Source organism: Pseudomonas sp. B21128, from assembly GCF_044218865.1.
In the GTDB taxonomy this organism is placed as follows: domain Bacteria; phylum Pseudomonadota; class Gammaproteobacteria; order Pseudomonadales; family Pseudomonadaceae; genus Aquipseudomonas; species Aquipseudomonas iridis.
In genome coordinates this window covers 2,321,823-2,342,247 of the sequence record NZ_CP162590.1, presented here as the reverse complement: position 1 = coordinate 2,342,247, position 20,425 = coordinate 2,321,823, and the positions used below count along the sequence as shown (strand labels likewise).

Sequence of the window (20,425 nt, the reverse complement as noted above, 5' to 3'; positions counted from 1 at the left end):
GTCAGATTCAGAACAACTACCGCTGACTATTGTCCCAATTGTCGGCCCCTATAATGGGCACAATTGAGACTCGGTTATGTTTGGCCGAAGGCTTGTGTCATGATGATCCGACCGCAGGTTAGTCGTCCTCTTCCTATATGAATAGATCCTCCGCGTTGCTCCTCGCTTTTGTCTTCCTCAGCGGCTGCCAGGCCTTGGCCCCCGTGTCGCCGGACGGTACGCCGCCGGTTGAAGACACCACCCCTGCGCCTGAAAAACCCAAGGTTTACAGCTCGTTCAGTGAAGAAACCGTGTTCAGCCTGCTGAGCGCCGAGCTCGCCGGCCAGCGCAATCGTTTCGACATTGCCCTGGACAACTATGTGACTCAGGCCATCAACACCCAGGATCCGGGCGTCTCCGAGCGCGCGTTCCGCATCGCCGAATACCTCGGTGCGGATCAGCCTGCGCTGGATACCGCATTGATCTGGGCGAAAAACGCGCCGGACGATCTCGATGCACAACGCGCCGCTGCCGTGCAACTGGCGCGTGCCGGGCGTTACGACGACTCGATGGTCTATATGGAGAAAGTCCTGCAAGGCAAGGGCGACACCCATTTCGACTTCCTCGCGCTGTCGGCGGCTGATACCGATCAGGAAACCCGCAACGGTCTGATGAAAAGTTTTGACCGCTTGTTGCAGCGTCACCCGAACAACAGTCAGCTGATTTTCGGCAAGGCCCTGCTCCTGCAACAGGACGGCGACAACAAAGCGGCGCTGGCACTGCTCGAAGACAATACGCCAGAGGACGGCGAAATCGCCCCGATTCTGCTGCGCGCCCGTCTGCTCCAGCTGTTGAACCGTGGCGACGAAGCCCTGCCACTGCTGCAAAAAAGCATCAAGAAATATCCGGACGACAAACGTCTGCGCCTGACTTATGCGCGGATGCTGGTAGAGCAGGACCGGATGGACGACGCCAAGGCCGAATTCTCCAGTCTCGTTCAGCAGTACCCGGAGGATGACGAACTGCGTTATTCGCTGGCGCTGGTATGCCTGGAAGCCAAGGCCTGGGATGAGGCCAAAGGCTATCTGGAAGACCTGATCGCTCGGGAAAGCCATGTCGATTCGGCGCACCTGAACCTGGGGCGCATCGCCGAAGAACGCAACGACCCGCAGGGCGCATTGATCGAGTACGCCCAGGTAGGCTCGGGCAACGACTATCTGCCGGCACAACTGCGTCAGGCCGATATCCTGATGAACAACGGCAAGACCGCCGAAGCCCAAAGCAAACTGGCGGCCGAACGCGATGAACAACCGGATTACGCGATTCAGCTGTATCTGATCGAGTCGGAAACCCTGTCTGCCAACAAACAGGACGACAAGGCCTGGAAGGTATTGCAACAAGCCTTGCTGCAATACCCCGACGATCTGAATCTGCTGTACACCCGCGCCATGCTCGCGGAAAAACGCAACGACCTGGCGCAGATGGAAAAGGACCTGCGCCTGATCATCAAGCGGGACCCGGACAACGCCATGGCGCTGAACGCTTTGGGTTACACCCTGTCTGATCGCACGACCCGCTACGCTGAAGCCAAGACGCTGATCGAGCAGGCACACCAGATCAATCCGGAAGACCCGGCGGTACTCGACAGCCTCGGCTGGGTGAATTTCCGCCTGGGCAATCTGGACGACGCCGAGAAATATCTGCGTCAGGCGCTCGAGCGTTTCCCTGACCACGAAGTCGCCGCACACCTGGGCGAAGTATTGTGGGTCAAGGGCAACCAGCGTGAAGCCAAACAAATTTGGGGCAAATTCCTCAAGGATCAGCCCGACAGCACCATTCTGCGCAGCACCATCAAGCGCCTGACCGGATCCGAGACTCTTTAACTCATGTTTTTGCGCCACGTTATTGTTTTCAGCTTCATCGCCCTGCTCGCCGGTTGCGCGGGTTTCGGTGCTCGTGAATCGGTCGAGGGCCACGGCAGCCCGGCCCAGTGGGCGGCGAACAAACAACAGCTCACCGGCCTCGACGGCTGGCAGATCGACGGCAAGATCGGCATCCGGGCACCTAAAGATTCCGGTAGCGGCACCTTGTTCTGGCTGCAGCGTCAGGACTATTACGACATTCGCCTGTCCGGCCCGCTGGGTCGTGGCGCGGCACGCCTGACCGGGCGTCCGGGCAAGGTTTCGCTGGAAGTCGCCAATCAGGGCCGTTACGAATCGCAATCGCCGGAAACCTTGCTCGAAGAGCAGCTGGGCTGGAAATTGCCGGTGTCGAATCTGGCCTGGTGGGTCCGTGGCCTGCCTGCGCCGAACAGCAAAAGCCGACTGAATCTGGATGCCGACAGCCGCCTGGCCAACCTTGAACAGGATGGCTGGAAAGTCGAATACACCGCTTACACCGAACAAAACGGTTACTGGTTGCCCGAGCGCATCAAGCTGCACGGCACCGACCTCGATGTGACGCTGGTGATCAAGACCTGGCAACCGCGCAAGTTGGGGCAATAACGCATGACCGCTGCACGCCTGACCCTGCCCTCGCCGGCCAAACTCAATCTGATGTTGCACATTCTGGGTCGCCGTGAAGACGGTTATCACGAGTTGCAGACCTTGTTTCAGTTTGTCGATTACGGCGATGAAATCACTTTTGCCGTGCGCGATGACGGTGTTATTCAACTGCATACCGAATTTGCCGGCGTGCCGCATGACAGCAATCTGATCGTGCGTGCGGCGAAAATGCTTCAGCAACAGTCCGGCTGTGCGCTGGGCATCGACATCTGGATCGACAAGGTTCTGCCCATGGGCGGCGGCATTGGTGGCGGCAGCTCCAATGCCGCGACGACTTTGCTGGGTCTCAATCATCTGTGGCAACTGGGCTGGGATGAAGATCGGCTGGCGGCACTGGGTTTGTCGCTAGGCGCCGATGTTCCGGTATTCGTCCGTGGACACGCGGCGTTTGCCGAGGGCGTGGGCGAGAAACTCACCCCCGTCGACCCTGAAGAACCGTGGTATCTGGTACTCGTGCCGCAAGTCTCTGTAAGTACGGCAGAAATTTTTTCCGATCCTTTGTTGACACGTAACACGCCGCCCATTAAAGTGCGCCCCGTTCCCGAGGGAAACAGTCGAAATGACTGCTTGCCGGTGGTTGCAAGGCGTTATCCAGAAGTACGTAACGCATTGGATTTGTTAGGTAAATTTACCGAAGCAAAGCTCACCGGAACTGGAAGTTGTGTGTTTGGGGGCTTCCCAAGCAAAGCTGAAGCTGATAAAGTCTCGGCCCTTCTGACAGAGACCCTTACAGGGTTTGTAGCGAAAGGAAGCAACATTTCGATGTTGCATCGCAAGCTGCAAAGTCTGCTCTAAAGGAACCAGGTGCTCGGCACTTGATGCAACAGATACAGGGGCGTCGCCAAGCGGTAAGGCAGCAGGTTTTGATCCTGCCATGCGTTGGTTCGAATCCAGCCGCCCCTGCCATTTTCCATACTCATCCAGGTTACCCTCAGCCTCTAGGTACTGCGCGTGTCCAAGATGATGGTCTTTACGGGGAACGCTAACCCCGATCTGGCTCGGCGTGTTGTACGTCAGCTGCATATCCCTCTCGGTGACATCTCTGTCGGCAAATTCTCCGACGGCGAAATTACTGCCGAGATCAATGAAAACGTTCGCGGTAAAGACGTTTTCATTATTCAGCCGACTTGCGCTCCGACCAACGATAACCTGATGGAACTGGTAGTGATGGCTGACGCCTTCCGCCGCTCCTCGGCTACTCGTATCACTGCTGTTATTCCTTATTTTGGTTATGCCCGTCAGGATCGCCGTCCGCGTTCCGCACGTGTGGCTATCAGCGCGAAAGTCGTTGCTGACATGCTTACCGTAGTCGGCATCGACCGTGTTCTCACGGTTGATCTGCATGCTGACCAGATTCAGGGTTTCTTCGATATTCCGGTAGATAACATCTACGGCTCCCCGGTTCTGGTGGATGACATTGAAGATCAGCGCTTCGAAAACCTGATGATTGTTTCCCCTGACATTGGTGGCGTCGTGCGTGCACGTGCTGTTGCCAAGTCGCTGGGTGTTGATCTCGGGATCATCGACAAACGCCGTGAGAAAGCCAATCACTCTGAAGTGATGCATATCATCGGTGATGTCGAAGGGCGTACCTGTATTCTGGTCGATGACATGGTCGATACCGCCGGCACTCTGTGCCACGCGGCCAAGGCCCTGAAAGAGCATGGCGCAGCCAAGGTCTTTGCCTACTGCACACACCCTGTGCTGTCGGGTCGGGCCATCGAGAATATCGAAAATTCCGTGCTGGACGAGCTGGTGGTGACTAACACCATCCCGCTGTCCGCTGCAGCACAAGCCTGTGCACGTATCCGTCAACTGGATATTGCACCGGTAGTTGCCGAAGCGGTTCGCCGCATCAGCAATGAAGAATCGATCAGCGCGATGTTCCGCTAAGGGCCCTGCCCTTCTCGAAATGTCTCGTTGACGAAAAGCGCCCCGCCCCGGCATTCCTGTCGGGGCGGGGCTTTTTTGCCCATACCGTGTTAGGCGCTGGTCGCAAACGCCGCTCGGTCATGGCTATTTTGGAGATACAAAATGAACGATTTTACTCTGAATGCTGAAGTGCGTTCCGACCTGGGGAAAGGTGCGAGCCGCCGCCTGCGTCGTCTCGCCGCTCTGGTTCCAGCTGTTGTTTACGGTGGCGAAAAAGCCCCTGAATCCATCAGCATGCTGGCCAAAGAAGTTGCCAAACTGCTCGAAAACGAAGCGGCTTACAGCCACATCATCGAGCTGAACGTTGGTGGCACCAAGCAGAACGTCATCATCAAAGCGCTGCAACGTCACCCGTCGAAAGGCCACGTTCTGCACGCTGACTTCGTACGCGTTGTAGCAGGTCAGAAACTGACCGCTATCGTGCCTGTACACTTTGTTGGCGAAGAAGCTCCAGTGAAGAAAGGCGGCGAAGTCTCGCACGTTACTTCGGAAATCGAAGTGACCTGCCTGCCGAAAGACCTGCCTGAGTTCATCGAAGTCGACCTGTCGAAAGCAGAAATCGGCACCATCATTCACCTGTCGGACCTCAAAGCTCCTAAAGGTGTTGAGTTCGTTGCTCTGGCACACGGCGATGACAAGGCTGTTGCCAACGTCCACGCTCCACGTGTTGCTCCAGAAGCTACCGAAGAAGGCGCAGCAGAGTAATTCACTCTGTGACGCCGGAGTGATCAAGTAACATCGCGGACTGGAACGTAGCGAGAAAGCGGGCGAGAACGCGGAGTTTACATCTATGGTAAATGAGCTTTTTTCGTCCACTTTCGCCGCTCTCCCTGATTGCGGCGATGTTATCCACCACTCCAAGGAAGGGCCCCTATCGTGACTGCCATCAAACTGATCGTTGGCCTGGGAAATCCAGGCGCTGAATACGAACAGACCCGGCATAACGCAGGGGCCCTTTTTGTTGAGCGCATCGCCGCTGCACAAGGCGTGAACCTTGTCGCCGATCGCAAATATTTCGGCCTGACCGGGCGCTACTCGCATCAGGGTCAGGATGTTCGTCTGCTGATTCCCACCACCTACATGAACCGCAGCGGCCAGGCCGTGGCGGCACTCGCTGGTTTCTTTCGCATCAAGCCTGAAGAAATCCTGGTGGCGCACGACGAACTCGACCTGCCTCCGGGCGTCGCCAAGCTCAAGCAGGGCGGCGGCCATGGCGGTCACAACGGGTTGCGCGACATCATCGCGCAACTGGGCAATCAGAATACTTTCTACCGTCTGCGGCTTGGCATCGGCCACCCGGGCGTCGCCAGTATGGTTTCAAATTTCGTCCTGGGTCGTGCGCCACGCGCCGAACAGGAAAAACTCGATGCCAGCATCGACTTTGCCCTCGGCGTGCTGCCGGATATCCTCGCCGGAGAATGGAACCGTGCGATGAAAAACCTGCACAGCCAGAAGGCCTGACTCTTATCCGAGGGGAAACACCATGGGATTCAATTGCGGCATCGTCGGCCTGCCTAACGTCGGCAAGTCCACCCTGTTCAACGCGCTGACCAAATCCGGTATCGCGGCCGAGAACTTCCCCTTCTGCACGATCGAGCCGAACAGCGGCATCGTGCCGATGCCCGATGCACGTCTGGACGCACTGGCGGCCATCGTCAATCCCAAGCGCATCCTGCCGACCACCATGGAATTCGTCGACATCGCAGGCCTAGTTGCCGGCGCCTCGAAAGGTGAAGGCCTGGGCAACAAGTTCCTCGCCAACATTCGCGAAACCGACGCCATCGCTCACGTGGTGCGCTGCTTCGAAGACGAAAACGTGATCCACGTTTCCAACAGCGTCGACCCGAAACGCGACATCGAAATCATCGACCTGGAACTGATCTTCGCCGACCTCGACAGCTGCGAGAAGCAACTGCAGAAAGTCGCGCGCAATGCCAAGGGCGGTGACAAGGACGCGGTCGTTCAGAAGGCTCTGCTGGAGCAACTGATCGCTCACTTCACCGAAGCCAAGCCTGCTCGCAGCCTGATGAAGTCCATGAGCGCTGACGAAAAAGCAGTGATCAAAGGCTTCCACCTGCTGACCACCAAGCCGGTCATGTACATCGCCAACGTCGCTGAAGACGGATTCGAGAACAACCCGCACCTGGACGTTGTCCGCGCCATTGCCGAAGAAGAGGGCGCCATCGTTGTTCCGGTCTGCAACAAGATCGAAGCAGAGATCGCCGAGCTCGAAGACGGTGAAGAGAAGGACATGTTCCTCGAGGCCCTGGGCCTGGAAGAGCCGGGCCTGAACCGCGTTATTCGCGCCGGTTACGAAATGCTGCACTTGCAGACCTACTTCACCGCTGGCGTCGAAGAAGTCCGCGCCTGGACCGTCAAAGTTGGTGCCACCGCACCTCAGGCTGCTGGCGTGATCCACACCGACTTCGAAAAAGGCTTCATCCGCGCCGAAGTGATCGCCTACAACGACTTCATCCAGTACAAGGGCGAAGCCGGCACCAAAGAGGCCGGTAAATGGCGTCTGGAAGGCAAGGACTACATCGTCAAAGACGGCGACGTGATGCACTTCCGCTTCAACGTATAAAATCTGCACCCATGAAAAAGCCGCGTTCTAGACGCGGCTTTTTTGTGCCTGAAATAATCTCAGAACACCACCTGACGACTGTGGGAGCGAGCTTGCTCGCGAACGCGGTGTTTCAGCTACAGATCCGTCGGCTGACACGCCTTCTTCGCGAGCAAGCTCGCTCCAACAGGGGGGATGATCAGGACTTTTGGGTGCGCGGCAAGAAAATCGCCAACACCCCAAACAATGGCAGGAACGAGCACAGGAAATACACGTATTCAATCCCGTGCACATCCGCCAGATGCCCAAGCAACGCAGCGCCAATCCCGCCGAAACCGAACATCAGACCGAAAAAGATCCCGGCAATCATCCCGACATTGCCCGGCACCAGCTCTTGCGCGTACACCACAATCGCCGAGAACGCCGAGGCGAGGATGAAGCCGATTATCACGCTGAGCACACTGGTCCAAAATAGATCGACGTGAGGCATCAGCAGCGTAAACGGTGCCACTCCAAGAATCGAAAACCAGATCACAGCCTTACGCCCGATCTTGTCGCCAATCGGCCCGCCGAAGAACGTGCCAGCCGCCACCGCACCAAGGAACAGGAACAAGTGCAACTGCGAGCTGGCCACCGACAGGTCGAACTTCTCGATCAGGTAGAACGTGAAATAGCTGGTGAGGCTGGCCATGTAGAAGTACTTGGAGAACACCAGCAGGCCGAGTACCACCAGCGCACTGGTCACCCTGCCCTTTGACAGCCCGTGAGTCGCCGCCTGGCCTGCCTTGAGCTTGAACAGGTTCAAGTGATGGGCGTACCAGCGACTGATGCGGTACAGCACGAACAGCGCAAACACCGCGAACAAACCGAACCACGCCACATTGCCCTGACCGAACGGAATGATGATTGCTGCCGCCAGCAATGGACCGAACGCGGAACCGGCGTTACCGCCGACCTGAAAGGTCGACTGTGCCAGACCAAAGCGCCCGCCCGAGGCCAGGCGCGCGATCCGCGATGCCTCGGGATGAAAGGTCGAGGAGCCGATGCCGATGAGCGCCGCCGCCAGCAGAATCATTGGAAAACTGCCGACCACCGACATCATCACGATGCCGATCAGCGTACAAATTGAGCCCGCCGGCAACAGCCATGGCTTCGGATGCCGATCGGTGTGATACCCGACCCACGGCTGCAGTAGCGAAGCGGTCAGCTGGAAGGTCAGAGTGATCAGCCCGATCTGGGTGAAGGTCAGGCCGTAGCTGGCCTTCAGCATTGGGTAGATCGACGGCAAAACCGACTGGATCAAGTCATTGATCAGATGCGCCAGCGCCACCGCGCCGATGATGCGCATCACCAGTGGGCTGCTTTGGGGTGGAGCGGACGCCGAAACAGCGGCGGTCGGAGCGTTGCTGATAACCATGGAAGTTTCCGGACAGCAGATGAGTGCACGCAGGCAGGTGCGTCAATGTGCCATTTTTCGGTGCGCCAAGGCTATCCCCTTAGCCAGCTAACTAACTGACTGTTCGTCATTGGCCAGGTGATAGCGCAACGCCATGGTCTGAATCTTGCCTTGCTTCTTGGCTTGAACGCGGTCGCCTTACAAAGGTGATCGACAATGGGAAGTTTCGCTACAAAGTTTGCCCACAGAGCGAACGAGAGTGAACTTTCGAGGCCTTTTAGCAGGGCACAACATCAACGTCGACCGACCGCGATGCACGCCATTGGTGCGTGGTGTCCAGAGGAGTCATGGGGCATGCAGTCTTTCCTTTCACCGGGGATCAAGTTGCTGGGGCGGTTTGGCTTCGCACGTAAATTCCAGTTGTTGTTTCTGCTATTCATTCTGCCGTTGGCCGGCAGCCTGTTGATGATCGGCCAGGACTATCGCGACAAACTCAATCTGATTTCCGGCGAACGTGCCGGCGTGCGTCAGTTGCTCGCGCTGGATGCGCTCGACAACTTGCTCGCCGCCCAGCGCGACCGCGCGGCCCGTTGGCGTGCCACGGAAACCAATCGCCAGCCGACACCCGCGACGCTCGCCGCCATGGCTGCGTTCGATGCTGTGCAGCCAGCTGTCCAGCAAGCCACCACTGACTTGGGCGATGCGCTGAATAACGAGGGCGCCGAAGGCGAAACCCTCACCCGCTATCAGGCGTTGCAAACCGCGCTCGGCGGCCTGGACTCGAAAAGCCTCAGCGGCGTCGGCTGGTGGCCGGACGGTTACGACCGTTTCACCAACGCCCTCAGCGCCCTGCAAGCGCTGCGCGAGCAAATCGTCATGGACAATCGCCTGACCCTGGCGCCATGGCTGGAAACCTATCTGCTGACGCAGATTTCCACGCAGCATGCACCGGACCTGATCGAACGGGTCGGGCGCCTCGCGGCGGTCGGTCAGGCGTCGGTGGTGTCCGGTCAGTTCACTTTGCAAAGCCGCTTGCAGTTGCGCGACCTGCGCAGCCGTATCGGCGATGCCCGTGAGCAGTTGGTGAAAACCGCAAGCCTGCTGGAAGCGCGCCTGCCCACAGGCCTGCAATCCTGGGCCAGCCAATACCACGACAGCCTCAAGCGCCTGGACAGCGGCCTCAAAGTGCTGGACGACGGCGTGTTCGGTGGCAGCATCAATCTCAAACCGGAAGACTTCGAGCGCAGCCTTGACGCGTTGCTGGCTGACCTCGCCTCCCTGCGCCAGCAATCACTGTTGTCGCTGGATCAGCGCCTCGAAGACCATCATGGCTCGGCGGTTCGCCAGCTGATCATCGTCGCGGCGGTATTCGGCTGTCTGCTGCTGGCGGCGCTGTACCTGTTCATCTGCCTGCAAGCCTCGATCCGCCGCAGCGCCAGCGGCATCACCGTCCTCGCCGAAGCCCTGCGCGACGGCAATCTGAGTCTGCAAGTACCGGTCGTTGGACACGACGAACTGGCGGCGATCAGCACCGCACTCAATGTCGCCGTGGTGCAATTGCGCACCAGCATGATCGGCGTCGATCACGAGACGTCACAACTGAGCAACGCGGTGCGCAGCCTCAACGATCATTCCAGCGGTGCCCTCAGCGAAGTCGAAGCACAGCAGTTGCAGATCAGCCAGATCGCCGCTGCGGCCACGCAACTGGCCGCGACCTCCCAAGGCGTGGCACAGAGCTGCGAGCAGGCCTCTGGCAGCGCTCAACACACCCGCCGCATCGCCGCCGACAGCAGCCGCGACAGTCAGCGCACCACAGCGAGCATTCAACAACTCAACCAACGCTTGAACGACACCGCCGCCGCGCTAGGCCGGGTCAGTGAGCAAGGGCAGCAGATTCAATTGGTGGTCGACACCATTCGCGGTGTGGCCGAGCAGACCAACCTGCTCGCGCTCAACGCAGCCATCGAAGCCGCGCGCGCCGGGGAACAGGGCCGCGGTTTCGCCGTGGTCGCCGATGAGGTGCGTAGCCTGTCGCAACGCACGCAATCGTCCACCGCGCAGATCGCCGGCACAGTCGACAGCCTGCGCGCCACGGTCAACGAAGCCGTGAGCCTGATGGAAGCCGCCTGCGGCCAGGCACAAACGGACGCCGAAGCGGTGACCGGGCTGGGCGAACGCCTGGGGGAAATTGCCAGCGCCGTGCAAAGCGTCACCGACACCCTGGCGCAGATCGCCACGGCAGTTGAAGAGCAAGCGAGCACCGCCGACGAGGTCAGCAGCAATATTCAGCAAGTCGACCAGGCAGCAGTGCGATTGCTGGAAGGCGCGCGCGCGGTGAATCTGGCGGCGGACACCTTGAGTCAGGGTAGTCATGCCTTGAGCGCCAACACCGCCAGATTTCAGCTGCGTTGATGCCCTGCCCGGCACGATTTTCGGGGCCGGAGGATAAGCGGTTGAAAATAAGAAGAAATATTTTAAATTTACGCTTGACGCTTTTCCATTTCAGGGGAATAATGCGCGCCACTTGGCTACATAGCTCAGTTGGTTAGAGCATAGCATTCATAATGCTGGGGTCCGGGGTTCAAGTCCCTGTGTAGCCACCAAGTACTAAAAACGGCTTACCGAAAGGTAGGCCGTTTTTTTATGCCTGTAGAAAAGTCTCGGTAATCACCTGTTACGCCAGGCCGAGAAAGCACCGTAGGAAACGGATTCGATTCAGGTACGAACTGGATTTTTCGTGAAGCCAGGCGCCTGTAACTCAACCGTTCGGTTCGCCCGACTCCCTTATTGACCGACAAGCTCCCCCGGCTCGATTCAAATCCCTCTTCGACGAAGACTGGCCTTGGAAGCATCCGCACGGCGGCGGCTCCTGGACCGCATGGAATCCGGCAGGACAACGGAGCCCGCCAGCAACTTCGGCAAGATCATGGTCGCCAGCGCCATGCTTTTGCCCTCTGCCAGCACCGCGGTCGCGACGGCGATAGGTGCCGATCTGGCCCTGGGCCGTTTGGCGGGCGGTGGCGTTCTGCAACAACGCCTCAACTGGGCCATACGCGGCGCAGGCGGGCCGGCCAGCGTGTTAATACTCGCAATGCTGCCGACCAAGATGAGCGACGGCACGCTGCAGACAGACGAACAGCTTGGTTTATTGCAAGAAATATTCATTTCTAATGGGGATGGCACGCCAGAGACTGTGTTGGCGAATATGTTAGATAATTTCTGTGAACTCGCCGAGCATCCCGCTGGTACTGACCTGATCAACTGGCCGGAGGATGATGTGAATTGCACTCCTGAAGGCCTCACCGAAACGCAACGAAACTCAAGCTTGTCTGTGGCCCCTCACCCCGCCAACGCCGCCAACCCCTTCACCCAAATCTGCCGAGTCCGCAAACCCACCATCGCCCGCCAATCCGGGTCAGCCGGATAAAACTGCTCCAGCAGATTCAGTTTGATCACCCTCCCCGTCGCATCCAGTGGATCACCATGCAGATGCAGCCAATGATCATCGCGCAGATGCCGATGCACATCCGCCCCCGGATACGTCCCGCACTCAATCACGAACGGCATCAATTGCACGCCCGGCAACGCATTGAGCAAAGCCTGCGACGTATAGCCGGTAGCGGTGGCCGCAACACCGGTTTCACTCAGGGCATCGGCGCCGGTGTGCAGCGTGTAAAGCCACGGCCCGTAAATCTGTTGGGCCTGCCCTAGCGCCGGATAAGGCGCTTCAGTAATCGTCAGCAACATCGGATGGCCATATTCACCGGCGCCGGTGTGCAGGTCGAAGCACATCACCGTTTCAGCTCCCGTCAGATGCTCAGCGATGATTTGCTGCAACGTTCGATTCGACCAGCTCGGCGCACGGCCGCCATAGAACAGCCCATCGGGATGACTGTGCTGACCGCCCTCGACAATCGACATCACTGCGGGCCAGCCATGCTCGCTGATCTGCGCATCCAGCAACGCATCGGCGCGCAGCCGCTCGGGGCCATTCAAGTCGGTGCACGCATAGATTTCATGCAGTGCGGCGTACGCACGGTTATCTGGGAGAGGCCGGGTGAAATCCAGGTGATTACGGTTGAGGTCGATGTTGTCTTCGTTGACCCGGCGCAACCACGCCGTGCCCCAGGGATTGATCAGGTGCACCATCACCACGGCAACATCCTTGGGCAGCGAACCCGGCACGAACGTTTTCAGCCAGTCGATCTGACAGTCAGAGCCGTAATAACCCTCCACCCCGTGCGTGCCGCTGAGCGCTACCAGTCGGCGTTTGGCCTGTGGATTGCCGAGCACGGCGACGTCGGTGCTCAGGAGTTCGCCAAAGGGGCCGCAGCGGGGATGGACGTAGGAGGTAAGCGTGGCTCCGGCGGCATTGGCCGCGGTGATGAACTGTTCGCGTTGGTCGCGGTAGCTGGACTCGGTGGGGAACTCGCTGTGCATTATTGGCCTCTTGTAGGTTTTGTATTGGTGGGAGCGAGCCTGCTCGCGAAGCGGTGTTTCATTCAATATCAAGGCTGGCTGATACACCGTACTCGCGAGCAGGCTCGCTCCCACAGGCGCTTGTTTCAATTCGATGAATTTGACATTGACCCTAGCGAACATCCGCCCTGAAAAGAAAGACAAAAATGCCCACCGGTTTGCGTCGCGACCGGTCGGTCGATAAAGTCCCTCAGACTTTTTATCCACGGACGGAGAGCCCGCGTGTTTTTAGCCTTGCCCTTGAGCCGCTTTCGCCTGCCTGCCCTGACGCTGATCATCAGCGCCCTGTCACTCACCGCGTGCAACGCCCCGCCCTCCTCGACCCTGCCGCTGGCACCGGAAGCCGCTTCCGGTTATCGCACCGACCTGCAACCCCGTCACGCCAGCAAATACATGGCGGCAGCGGCCAATCCGCTGGCCGCTGAAGCGGGTCGGGAAATGCTGCGTCAGGGCGGTTCGGCGATTGATGCTGCGATTGCGATGCAAGCGGTGTTGACGCTGGTGGAGCCGCAATCTTCCGGCATCGGTGGCGGTGCGATGATTGTGTTGTGGGATGGCAAACAGGTGCGCACCTATGATGGCCGCGAAACCGCGCCGGCCGGCGCCACCGAGAAGCTGTTCCTGCAAGCGGACGGTAAACCGATGCCGTTCCCGCAAGCGCAAATCGGCGGGCGTTCAGTGGGTACACCGGGCGTATTGCGTGCACTGGAGATGGCGCATAAACAGCACGGTCGCCTGCCCTGGGCCAAGCTGTTTGAACCGGCGATCAAACTGGCCGAACAAGGTTTTGCGATTTCCCCGCGCCTGTATTCGCTGCTGGCATCCGATCCGGTGATCCGCCGCTCGCCAGACATGGCGGCGTACTTCCTCAACCGCGACGGTAGCGTCAAAGCGGTCGGCACGCGCCTGCAAAACCCGGCGCTGGCTGCGGTACTCAAACGCATTGCCAGCGAAGGTGCCGATGCGCTGTACACCGGCCCGATCGCCGAGGAGATCGTCGCCAAGGTGCAGGGCCACGCCAACCCCGGCAGCCTGTCGTTGAACGATCTTCAAGGTTACAAAGCCAAAGAGCGCGCGCCCTTGTGCACTGACTACAAACGCTGGCAGGTCTGCGGCATGCCGCCACCGTCATCGGGCGGGATCGCCGTGGCGCAGATCCTCGGTACCTTGCAGGCACTGGAAACCCGCGATCCGCGCCTGGCGCTGGCACCGTTCAAACCGCTGAAGACCGACAAACCCGCCGGCTTCGAACCGGCGCCGCAAGCCGTGCACCTGATCGCCGAGGCTGAACGCCTGGCCTATGCCGACCGTGCGCAATACGTCGCCGATTCTGACTTCGTGCCGGTGCCGGTCAAAGGCCTGGTCGATCCGGGCTATCTCGCCAGCCGCGCCAGCCTGATCGGCGAACGCAGCATGGGCAGCGCCAAACCGGGCACACCGCCGGGCGTGCAAGTCGCTTACGCACCGGATCGCTCACCGCTGCGCATTTCCACCTCGCAAGTGGTCGCGGTGGATGACCTCGGCGGCGCTGTGTCGATGACCACCACCATCGAAGCGGCGTTCGGTTCGCACTTGATGGTTCAGGGCTTTCTGCTGAACAACCAGATGACCGACTTCTCGTTTATCCCCGAAGAGAACGGGCAGAAAGTCGCCAACCGCGTCGAACCGGGCAAACGCCCGCGCTCATCGATGGCACCGACGCTGATCTTCGACCGCACCAGCGGCGAATTCCTCGCCAGTGTCGGCTCGCCCGGTGGTTCGCAAATAATCGAATACGTGGCCAAAACCACCGTCGGCCTGCTCGACTGGAACCTCGACCCGCAAAGCGCCATCAGCCTCCCCAATTTCGGCAGCCGCAACGGCCCCACCGAGCTGGAAAAAGGCCAGTTCAGCCCGGCGCTGATTCAGGCTTTGAAAGACAAGGGCCACACCGTTAACGAAATCGATATGACCAGCGGCACTCAGGCCATCGTGCGGGTCAAGGATGCGCAGGGAAATGCATCGCTGGAAGGTGGCGCAGATCCACGGCGCGAGGGAGAAGCGCTGGGCGATTGAGATCAGCGAAACTCAAACCGCCAGGGTCTTGCCGTCCACCGGCTCGCCTATCGTCAGGAAGTGCCCGCCGGCCACATGGTGCAAAGTGCGCAGGCCGTCATGCCCTTCGAAATGCCAGCGTCCTTCGCTGAACACCCGTTCATCGGCATGGGCGGCGATGACTTCGGCGAGGAACAGATCGTATTGTTCGTGATTGCGCGGCTCAGGCAGCAAGCGGCATTCGAGCCAGGCGACACACCCCTCGAGCAGCGGCGCATCGATTTGTTCGCCGGTAAAGGTCTGCAAGCCATATGCTTGAAACTTGTCCTGCCCTTGGCTTTGGCTGATTTCCAGACCCGACGTATTGCCCACGGTCTGCACGATATCGGCCTGATTGACGCAAGGAACGTTGAGTACGAAGGTGCCGGACGCCTCAAGCAACTGCCGGGTCCAGGTGGATTTGTCGAGGACGACGGCGACTTTCGGCGGTTCGAAGTCCAGTGGCATCGCCCACGCGGCGGCCATGATGTTGCGCTGGCCGTCATGGGCGGCGCTGACCAGTACGGTCGGGCCGTGATTGAGCAAACGGTAGGCTTTGTTCAGGGCAACCGGGCGGCGGTATGAATCGCTCATGGGGATCTGCTCCGGGAAAAAGGAACAGATTGTAGCGCTGCCACTAAGGAAACACAGAACCTATGGGAGCGAGCTTGCTCGCGAAGGCGTTGGCTCAGTCACATCATCGCCGAATGACACACCGCTTTCGCGAGCAAGCTCGCTCCCACAGGAAATGAGTGAAGGTCAGTGCGAGAGTTGATTGGCGAACTGACCCACCGCGTCCACAACTTTCTGCGCGCCGTCCTGAATCTCGACGATCACTGTGCCGGCCTCGGCCGCCAGCGCCAGCCCTTGTTCGGCCTGGAGCTTGCCGTCGGTCATCAGTGCCACGGCGTTGCGTGCCATTTCCTGGTTTTGCCTTACCACCAAGACAATTTCATCGGTGGCCTGGCTGGTGCGCGACGCCAGTTGCCGCACTTCGTCGGCGACCACGGCAAAACCACGGCCCTGCTCACCGGCACGGGCCGCTTCGATCGCGGCGTTGAGCGCCAGCAGGTTGGTCTGTTCAGCGATACCGCTGATGGTTTTGACGATCGTGCCAATCACCAGCGACTGCTCGTTGAGCGCTTCTATGCCTTCACCGGCGGCCTGCATGTGCCGTGACAAATCGCGCATCACGTTGACCGCTTCGGTCACCACGGTCGTGCCGCGCTGGGCAGTGCTGTCGGTTTGTTGCGAAGTGCTGTAGGCAATGCTGGCCGCATCGGCGACGGCTTGTTCGCGGTTGACCTGATCGGTAATCACCGTGGCGAACTTCACCACTTTGTACAGTTTGTTGTTGGCATCGACCACCGGGTTGTAGGACGCCTCCAGCCAGACTGTACGACCATGGCTGTCGACACGTTTGAAGCGGTCAGCCACGAATTCGCCGTTGTTCAAGCGACGCCAGAAATTCTGATACTCGGCACTGTTGTACTCTTCGGGCGTGCAGAGCATGCGGTGATGTTTGCCCTTGATCTGCGCCAGGCTGTAACCCATGCCGTTGAGAAAGCGCTCGTTGGCGTTCAGCACGTTACCGTTCAGATCGAACTCGATCACGGCGGTGGAACGTACGAGTGCGCCGATCAGGTTTTCATGCTCGCGGGAGGCTTCGATCGTGCGGGTCAGGTCGCTGGAGAAGATCGAGAAGTGCTTGATCCGCCCCTCCGAAGAACGTACCGGCTGCACGATCGAGCGCAACCAGGCCTCGTCACCATTGCCACGCAGCAGTCGCACGGCACCCGCGAAATGCTCGCCGCGAGTCATGGCGTTCTTGAAGCGCTGATGGAATTCATCGGATTTCACATGGGCCGGCACGATGTCATCGATGGCGCGGCCAATCAGGTCATGGCTCTTGTAGAACATCTCGTCGAGGAAGTTCTGGTTGACCGACTGAACCCGTCCATCCGGCTCGAGGGTCAGCACCATCATCTCGCTTTCCAGGCTTTCCTTCACTTGCACAAGGCTGGAGAGTTCTTCACGAAGAGCAGCCAGCTCTTGCTTCAAGCGTTTATTGAACATGGGAAAGCACCGATGGGCAGGGTGGAAAGCGGGGTACAGCCTAGCCATCGGCCTTGGACAGCTTTTCTGAAGAGCGATTGAGACTCGTCAGTCAAAAATAGTTCGGACTCGGCGAGTCAGGCCGTTCCGGCAACCTGACACGGCCCCGTACGCGGCATCCGCGCGCCAAAATACGCCGCACTCAGCACACCCACGGCGCCCATCACCGCGCAGAAGATTACGCAGATCCACGGGCTCCATGGCATCAGACCGATCAGCAACAACGGCGTGATACTCGCCCAAGCGGCGTAGGCAATGTTGTAGGTGAAGGAAATGCCGGAGACCCGAATACGCGCGGGGAACAACCCGACCATCACCGACGGCACTGCACCGACAACGCCACAGGCAAGACCGGCTACGGCGTACGCCAGACCCAGCCAACTGCCGCCCATGATCAAGCAGCTGTAAAGCAATCCAATGCCCAGCGGCAGCAGCACGCTGTACAGCATCACCGTGCGCCAGGCACCGATGCGATCCACCAGCAACCCGGCGATCACGCAACCGATGTTGAGGAAGACGATGCCCAGGGCGCTGAGCGCAAACGTGTGGCTGGCGGTCATGCCGAAGGTTTTTTGCATCATGGTCGGGGTGATGACCACGAACACCACCACTGCCGATGTCAGCACGCAGGTCAGCAACATGGCTGGCAGCATTGCCAGTCGATGTTCACGCAGCACTGTACGCAGCGGCAGCTCGACCCGCGCTTCGCGCTGCGCTTGCATCGCCATGAACACCGGGGTTTCACTCAACCAGCGGCGCAGATAGACACCGATCACACCGAACACGCCGCCCAGCAGGAACGGATAGCGCCAAGCGTAATCAAGAATTTCCGCCGGGGTGAATACTTGTGCCAGGAACGTCGCGGTCAGCGCGCCGATCAGATAGCCGAAGGTCAGACCGGCCTGCAAGAAGCCCAAGGCATAACCGCGATGCCCGGTCGGTGCGTGCTCGGCAACGAATACCCAGGCACTCGGCACTTCACCGCCAACCGCCGCGCCTTGCAAGATGCGCAGCGCCAACAACAGCAGCGGAGCGAAATAACCGATCTGGGCGTAAGTCGGCATGATCCCGATCAGCAGGCACGGCAGCGCCATCATCAGGATGCTCAGGCTGAAGACTTTTTTGCGGCCCATCCGGTCGGCGAAATGCGCCATCAGAATCCCGCCCAGCGGCCGCGCCAGATAACCGGTGACGAAAATCCCGAAGCTTTGCAGCAGACGCAGCCACTCGGGCATTTCCGGCGGGAAGAACAACTGGCTGAGGGTCAGGGCGAAGAATACGAAGATGATGAAATCGTAGATTTCCAGGGCCCCGCCAAGGGCCGCAAGGCCCAGGGTCTTGTAGTCGGAGCGGCTGAACGGCACCGGTTTGGCCGTGTTTTGGGCAGTCATGGCAAAGAACTCTGGCAGGCAAAAAACCAAGGCGCACATGGTCTACGCAAATGCGCCGATGGACAACCCGTTAGACCATAGTCCCGATTTTGCAAAACCTGCTCACAAAACAGCCTGGCTTGAATTATTGTTGAGGCCTGTCCAGAGGGCACAACCCCAACTCCAACTCGCCATATGAACGCCTGTGGGAGCGAGCTTGCTCGCGAAGAGGCCAGTACGTTCATCATCGATGTCGACTGACCTGAAGCCTTCGCGAGCAAGCTCGCTCCCACAGTAATGGTGATGTGCCTGAAATTGGGGGACTTGTGGACCACAAAATAACCATAAAAAATCCGAGGTACTCCCGTGGCCGTTGATATCGAAGATAGCCGCTCTGCACGCTTTGCCCTGCGCTGTTCAAGCTTTGCCGAACGCTGGTTCCCCGATTCCTGGGTCTTCGCGGCGTTGGCCGTGATCATCGTTGCGCTGGCCACCATGGCCATGGGCGCCAAACCCACCGCCGCCGCCATGGCATTCGGCGACGGGTTCTGGAGCCTGATCCCGTTCACCATGCAAATGGCCTTTGTGGTGATCGGCGGCTACGTGGTCGCCAGTTCCCCGCCCGCCGTGAAACTGATTGATCGCTTGGCGCGCATCCCGAAAAACGGCCGCTCTGCCGTGGCCTGGGTCGCGTTAATCTCGATGGTTGCCTCGTTGCTGAACTGGGGCTTGTCGCTGGTATTCGGCGGCTTGCTGGTCCGCGCCCTCGCCCGCCGCACCGATCTGAAAATGGATTACCGTGCCGCTGGCGCCGCCGCGTACCTGGGGCTTGGCGCGGTGTGGGCACTGGGGCTGTCGTCGTCGGCGGCGCAGTTGCAGGCCAACCCTGGCAGCCTGCCGCCGTCGATTCTGTCGATCACTGGCGTTATCCCGTTCACTGAAACCATTTTCCTTTGGCAGTCCGGCGTGATGTTGCTGGCGCTGATCGTGATTTCGATCATCATTGCCTACGCCACCGCCCCCGGCCCTAACTCTGCGCGCAGCGCCGAGGCCTGCGGGATCGATCCTGCCTTCAACCTGCCGCCGCTGCAACCGCGCACGCGCCCCGGCGAATGGCTGGAACACAGCCCGCTGCTGATCATCGTGCTGGTGCTGCTGGCGGCAGGATGGCTGTTCCACGAGTTCTCGACGAAACCGGCGATTACCGCTATTTCCGGGCTCAACACCTATAACTTCCTGTTCATCATGCTCGGCGCATTGCTGCACTGGCGCCCGCGCAGCTTCCTCGATGCAGTCGCCCGCGCGGTGCCGACCACCACCGGCGTGCTGATCCAGTTTCCGTTGTACGGCTCGATTGCCGCGCTGATGACCACCGTCAAAGGCGCCGACGCGCAAACCCTGGCCCATCACATCTCAACGTTCTTCGTCAGCATTGCCTCGCACGACACGTATGCTCTGCTGATGGGCGTGTACTCGGCGATTCTCGGTTTCTTCATCCCGTCCGGCGGCGGCAAGTGGATCATCGAAGCGCCGTACGTGATGCAAGTCGCCAACGATCTGCAATACCACCTCGGCTGGGCGGTGCAGATCTACAACGCGGCGGAAGCCTTGCCGAACCTGATCAACCCCTTCTACATGTTGCCGCTATTGGGCGTGCTCGGCTTGAAGGCGCGGGACCTGATCGGTTTCTCGTTCGTGCAATTGCTGGTGCATACACCGCTGGTGCTGCTGTTGCTGTGGGCGCTGGGGACGACACTGGCGTATACGCCGCCAGTGATGCCGTAAAGCGTTCGGCCTCACACCATAAAACCAACGTGGGAGTGAGTCTGCTATCACGAGCAGGCTCACTCCCGTTTTTGTAATGAATCCCTCGATAACTTTTCTACTGCCACTAGACCCCGCCACACCCGTGGTTTCAGTATGTACTCGCCCCGCAACCGGGAACCACGCTGAA

At 59.4% G+C, this 20,425-nt stretch carries 15 protein-coding genes, 2 tRNA genes and 2 pseudogenes; 13 read left to right on the top strand and 6 right to left on the bottom strand.

Annotation, left to right across the window (positions count from 1 at the left end):
• Positions 1 to 137 precede the first annotated feature (137 nt).
• The 8 genes from AB4P91_RS10450 (at position 138) to ychF (ending at position 7,059) form a co-directional block, all read left to right on the top strand.
• On the top strand, positions 138 to 1,862 hold the full coding sequence (locus AB4P91_RS10450; protein WP_395604747.1) for a tetratricopeptide repeat protein: 1,725 nt from the start codon (positions 138 to 140) through the stop codon (positions 1,860 to 1,862).
• 3 nt (positions 1,863 to 1,865) lie between these two features.
• Positions 1,866 to 2,483, top strand: a complete 618-nt coding sequence (gene lolB / locus AB4P91_RS10445; protein WP_150592619.1) for a lipoprotein insertase outer membrane protein LolB — start codon at positions 1,866 to 1,868, stop codon at positions 2,481 to 2,483.
• A 3-nt stretch (positions 2,484 to 2,486) separates the two neighbouring features.
• On the top strand, positions 2,487 to 3,338 hold the full coding sequence (gene ispE / locus AB4P91_RS10440; RefSeq protein WP_150592618.1) for a 4-(cytidine 5'-diphospho)-2-C-methyl-D-erythritol kinase: 852 nt from the start codon (positions 2,487 to 2,489) through the stop codon (positions 3,336 to 3,338).
• Positions 3,339 to 3,374: 36 nt separating this feature from the next.
• Positions 3,375 to 3,449, top strand: a tRNA-Gln gene (locus tag AB4P91_RS10435).
• Positions 3,450 to 3,494: 45 nt separating this feature from the next.
• Positions 3,495 to 4,436 carry a ribose-phosphate pyrophosphokinase gene (locus AB4P91_RS10430; RefSeq protein WP_003171603.1) on the top strand — a complete coding sequence of 314 codons (942 nt, stop codon included), beginning with the start codon at positions 3,495 to 3,497 and terminating at the stop codon, positions 4,434 to 4,436.
• Between the two features lie 141 nt (positions 4,437 to 4,577).
• Positions 4,578 to 5,180, top strand: a complete 603-nt coding sequence (locus tag AB4P91_RS10425; protein ID WP_150592617.1) for a 50S ribosomal protein L25/general stress protein Ctc — start codon at positions 4,578 to 4,580, stop codon at positions 5,178 to 5,180.
• 171 nt (positions 5,181 to 5,351) lie between these two features.
• The gene (pth, locus tag AB4P91_RS10420) at positions 5,352 to 5,936 is read left to right on the top strand and encodes an aminoacyl-tRNA hydrolase (protein ID WP_003228164.1); all 585 of its coding nucleotides are present in this window, start codon (positions 5,352 to 5,354) and stop codon (positions 5,934 to 5,936) included.
• A 22-nt stretch (positions 5,937 to 5,958) separates the two neighbouring features.
• Entirely contained in the window at positions 5,959 to 7,059 is a 1,101-nt protein-coding gene (ychF, locus tag AB4P91_RS10415; RefSeq protein WP_150592616.1) for a redox-regulated ATPase YchF, read from the top strand.
• Between the two features lie 178 nt (positions 7,060 to 7,237).
• Here ychF and AB4P91_RS10410 read toward each other — a convergent pair whose 3' ends face one another.
• Positions 7,238 to 8,455: an MFS transporter gene (locus AB4P91_RS10410; protein ID WP_395604746.1), complete on the bottom strand. Its 1,218-nt coding sequence runs from the start codon at positions 8,453 to 8,455 to the stop codon at positions 7,238 to 7,240.
• Between the two features lie 333 nt (positions 8,456 to 8,788).
• Here AB4P91_RS10410 and AB4P91_RS10405 point away from each other — a divergent pair, with 333 nt between their 5' ends.
• The 3 genes from AB4P91_RS10405 (at position 8,789) to AB4P91_RS10395 (ending at position 11,861) form a co-directional block, all read left to right on the top strand.
• Positions 8,789 to 10,846 carry a methyl-accepting chemotaxis protein gene (locus tag AB4P91_RS10405; RefSeq protein ID WP_395604745.1) on the top strand — a complete coding sequence of 686 codons (2,058 nt, stop codon included), beginning with the start codon at positions 8,789 to 8,791 and terminating at the stop codon, positions 10,844 to 10,846.
• 114 nt (positions 10,847 to 10,960) lie between these two features.
• Positions 10,961 to 11,037, top strand: a tRNA-Met gene (locus tag AB4P91_RS10400).
• Positions 11,038 to 11,276: 239 nt separating this feature from the next.
• Positions 11,277 to 11,861: a bacteriocin immunity protein gene (locus AB4P91_RS10395; RefSeq protein ID WP_395604744.1), complete on the top strand. Its 585-nt coding sequence runs from the start codon at positions 11,277 to 11,279 to the stop codon at positions 11,859 to 11,861.
• Here AB4P91_RS10395 and AB4P91_RS10390 read toward each other — a convergent pair.
• A complete protein-coding gene (locus AB4P91_RS10390; RefSeq protein ID WP_395604743.1) occupies positions 11,774 to 12,874 on the bottom strand; it encodes a DUF2817 domain-containing protein in 1,101 nt (366 codons plus the stop codon). The two genes, AB4P91_RS10395 and AB4P91_RS10390, sit on opposite strands and share 88 nt — an antisense overlap.
• A gap of 261 nt (positions 12,875 to 13,135) precedes the next feature.
• On the opposite strand from AB4P91_RS10390, the gene ggt reads away from it, so the two are divergent.
• The gene (ggt, locus tag AB4P91_RS10385) at positions 13,136 to 14,968 is read left to right on the top strand and encodes a gamma-glutamyltransferase (RefSeq protein WP_395604742.1); all 1,833 of its coding nucleotides are present in this window, start codon (positions 13,136 to 13,138) and stop codon (positions 14,966 to 14,968) included.
• Positions 14,969 to 14,980: 12 nt separating this feature from the next.
• Here the strand turns inward: ggt and AB4P91_RS10380 are convergent, their stop codons facing one another.
• The 4 genes and pseudogenes from AB4P91_RS10380 to AB4P91_RS10365 form a co-directional block, all read right to left on the bottom strand.
• Positions 14,981 to 15,580, bottom strand: coding sequence for a flavin reductase family protein (locus tag AB4P91_RS10380; RefSeq protein ID WP_395604741.1), 600 nt, complete (start codon positions 15,578 to 15,580; stop codon positions 14,981 to 14,983).
• A gap of 165 nt (positions 15,581 to 15,745) precedes the next feature.
• Positions 15,746 to 16,183: pseudogene (locus AB4P91_RS10375) on the bottom strand (methyl-accepting chemotaxis protein); the annotation flags it as partial.
• Positions 16,184 to 16,333: 150 nt separating this feature from the next.
• Positions 16,334 to 16,969, bottom strand: a pseudogene (locus AB4P91_RS10370) (PAS domain-containing protein); the annotation flags it as partial.
• Between the two features lie 209 nt (positions 16,970 to 17,178).
• Positions 17,179 to 18,492 carry an MFS transporter gene (locus AB4P91_RS10365; protein ID WP_150595820.1) on the bottom strand — a complete coding sequence of 438 codons (1,314 nt, stop codon included), beginning with the start codon at positions 18,490 to 18,492 and terminating at the stop codon, positions 17,179 to 17,181.
• A gap of 345 nt (positions 18,493 to 18,837) precedes the next feature.
• On the opposite strand from AB4P91_RS10365, the gene AB4P91_RS10360 reads away from it, so the two are divergent.
• Positions 18,838 to 20,256: a short-chain fatty acid transporter gene (locus tag AB4P91_RS10360; RefSeq protein ID WP_150592607.1), complete on the top strand. Its 1,419-nt coding sequence runs from the start codon at positions 18,838 to 18,840 to the stop codon at positions 20,254 to 20,256.
• Positions 20,257 to 20,425 lie beyond the last annotated feature (169 nt).

Excerpts from the sequence above, each read along its gene's own strand:
- ispE (WP_150592618.1), top strand. The coding sequence starts at position 2,487 with ATGACCGCTGCACGCCTGACCCTGCCCTCGCCGGCCAAACTCAATCTG.
- AB4P91_RS10450 (WP_395604747.1), top strand. The coding sequence starts at position 138 with ATGAATAGATCCTCCGCGTTGCTCCTCGCTTTTGTCTTCCTCAGCGGC.
- AB4P91_RS10365 (WP_150595820.1), bottom strand. The coding sequence starts at position 18,492 with ATGACTGCCCAAAACACGGCCAAACCGGTGCCGTTCAGCCGCTCCGAC.
- AB4P91_RS10380 (WP_395604741.1), bottom strand. The coding sequence starts at position 15,580 with ATGAGCGATTCATACCGCCGCCCGGTTGCCCTGAACAAAGCCTACCGT.
- AB4P91_RS10405 (WP_395604745.1), top strand. The coding sequence starts at position 8,789 with ATGCAGTCTTTCCTTTCACCGGGGATCAAGTTGCTGGGGCGGTTTGGC.
- AB4P91_RS10425 (WP_150592617.1), top strand. The coding sequence starts at position 4,578 with ATGAACGATTTTACTCTGAATGCTGAAGTGCGTTCCGACCTGGGGAAA.
- ychF (WP_150592616.1), top strand. The coding sequence starts at position 5,959 with ATGGGATTCAATTGCGGCATCGTCGGCCTGCCTAACGTCGGCAAGTCC.
- lolB (WP_150592619.1), top strand. The coding sequence starts at position 1,866 with ATGTTTTTGCGCCACGTTATTGTTTTCAGCTTCATCGCCCTGCTCGCC.
- AB4P91_RS10410 (WP_395604746.1), bottom strand. The coding sequence starts at position 8,455 with ATGGTTATCAGCAACGCTCCGACCGCCGCTGTTTCGGCGTCCGCTCCA.
- AB4P91_RS10390 (WP_395604743.1), bottom strand. The coding sequence starts at position 12,874 with ATGCACAGCGAGTTCCCCACCGAGTCCAGCTACCGCGACCAACGCGAA.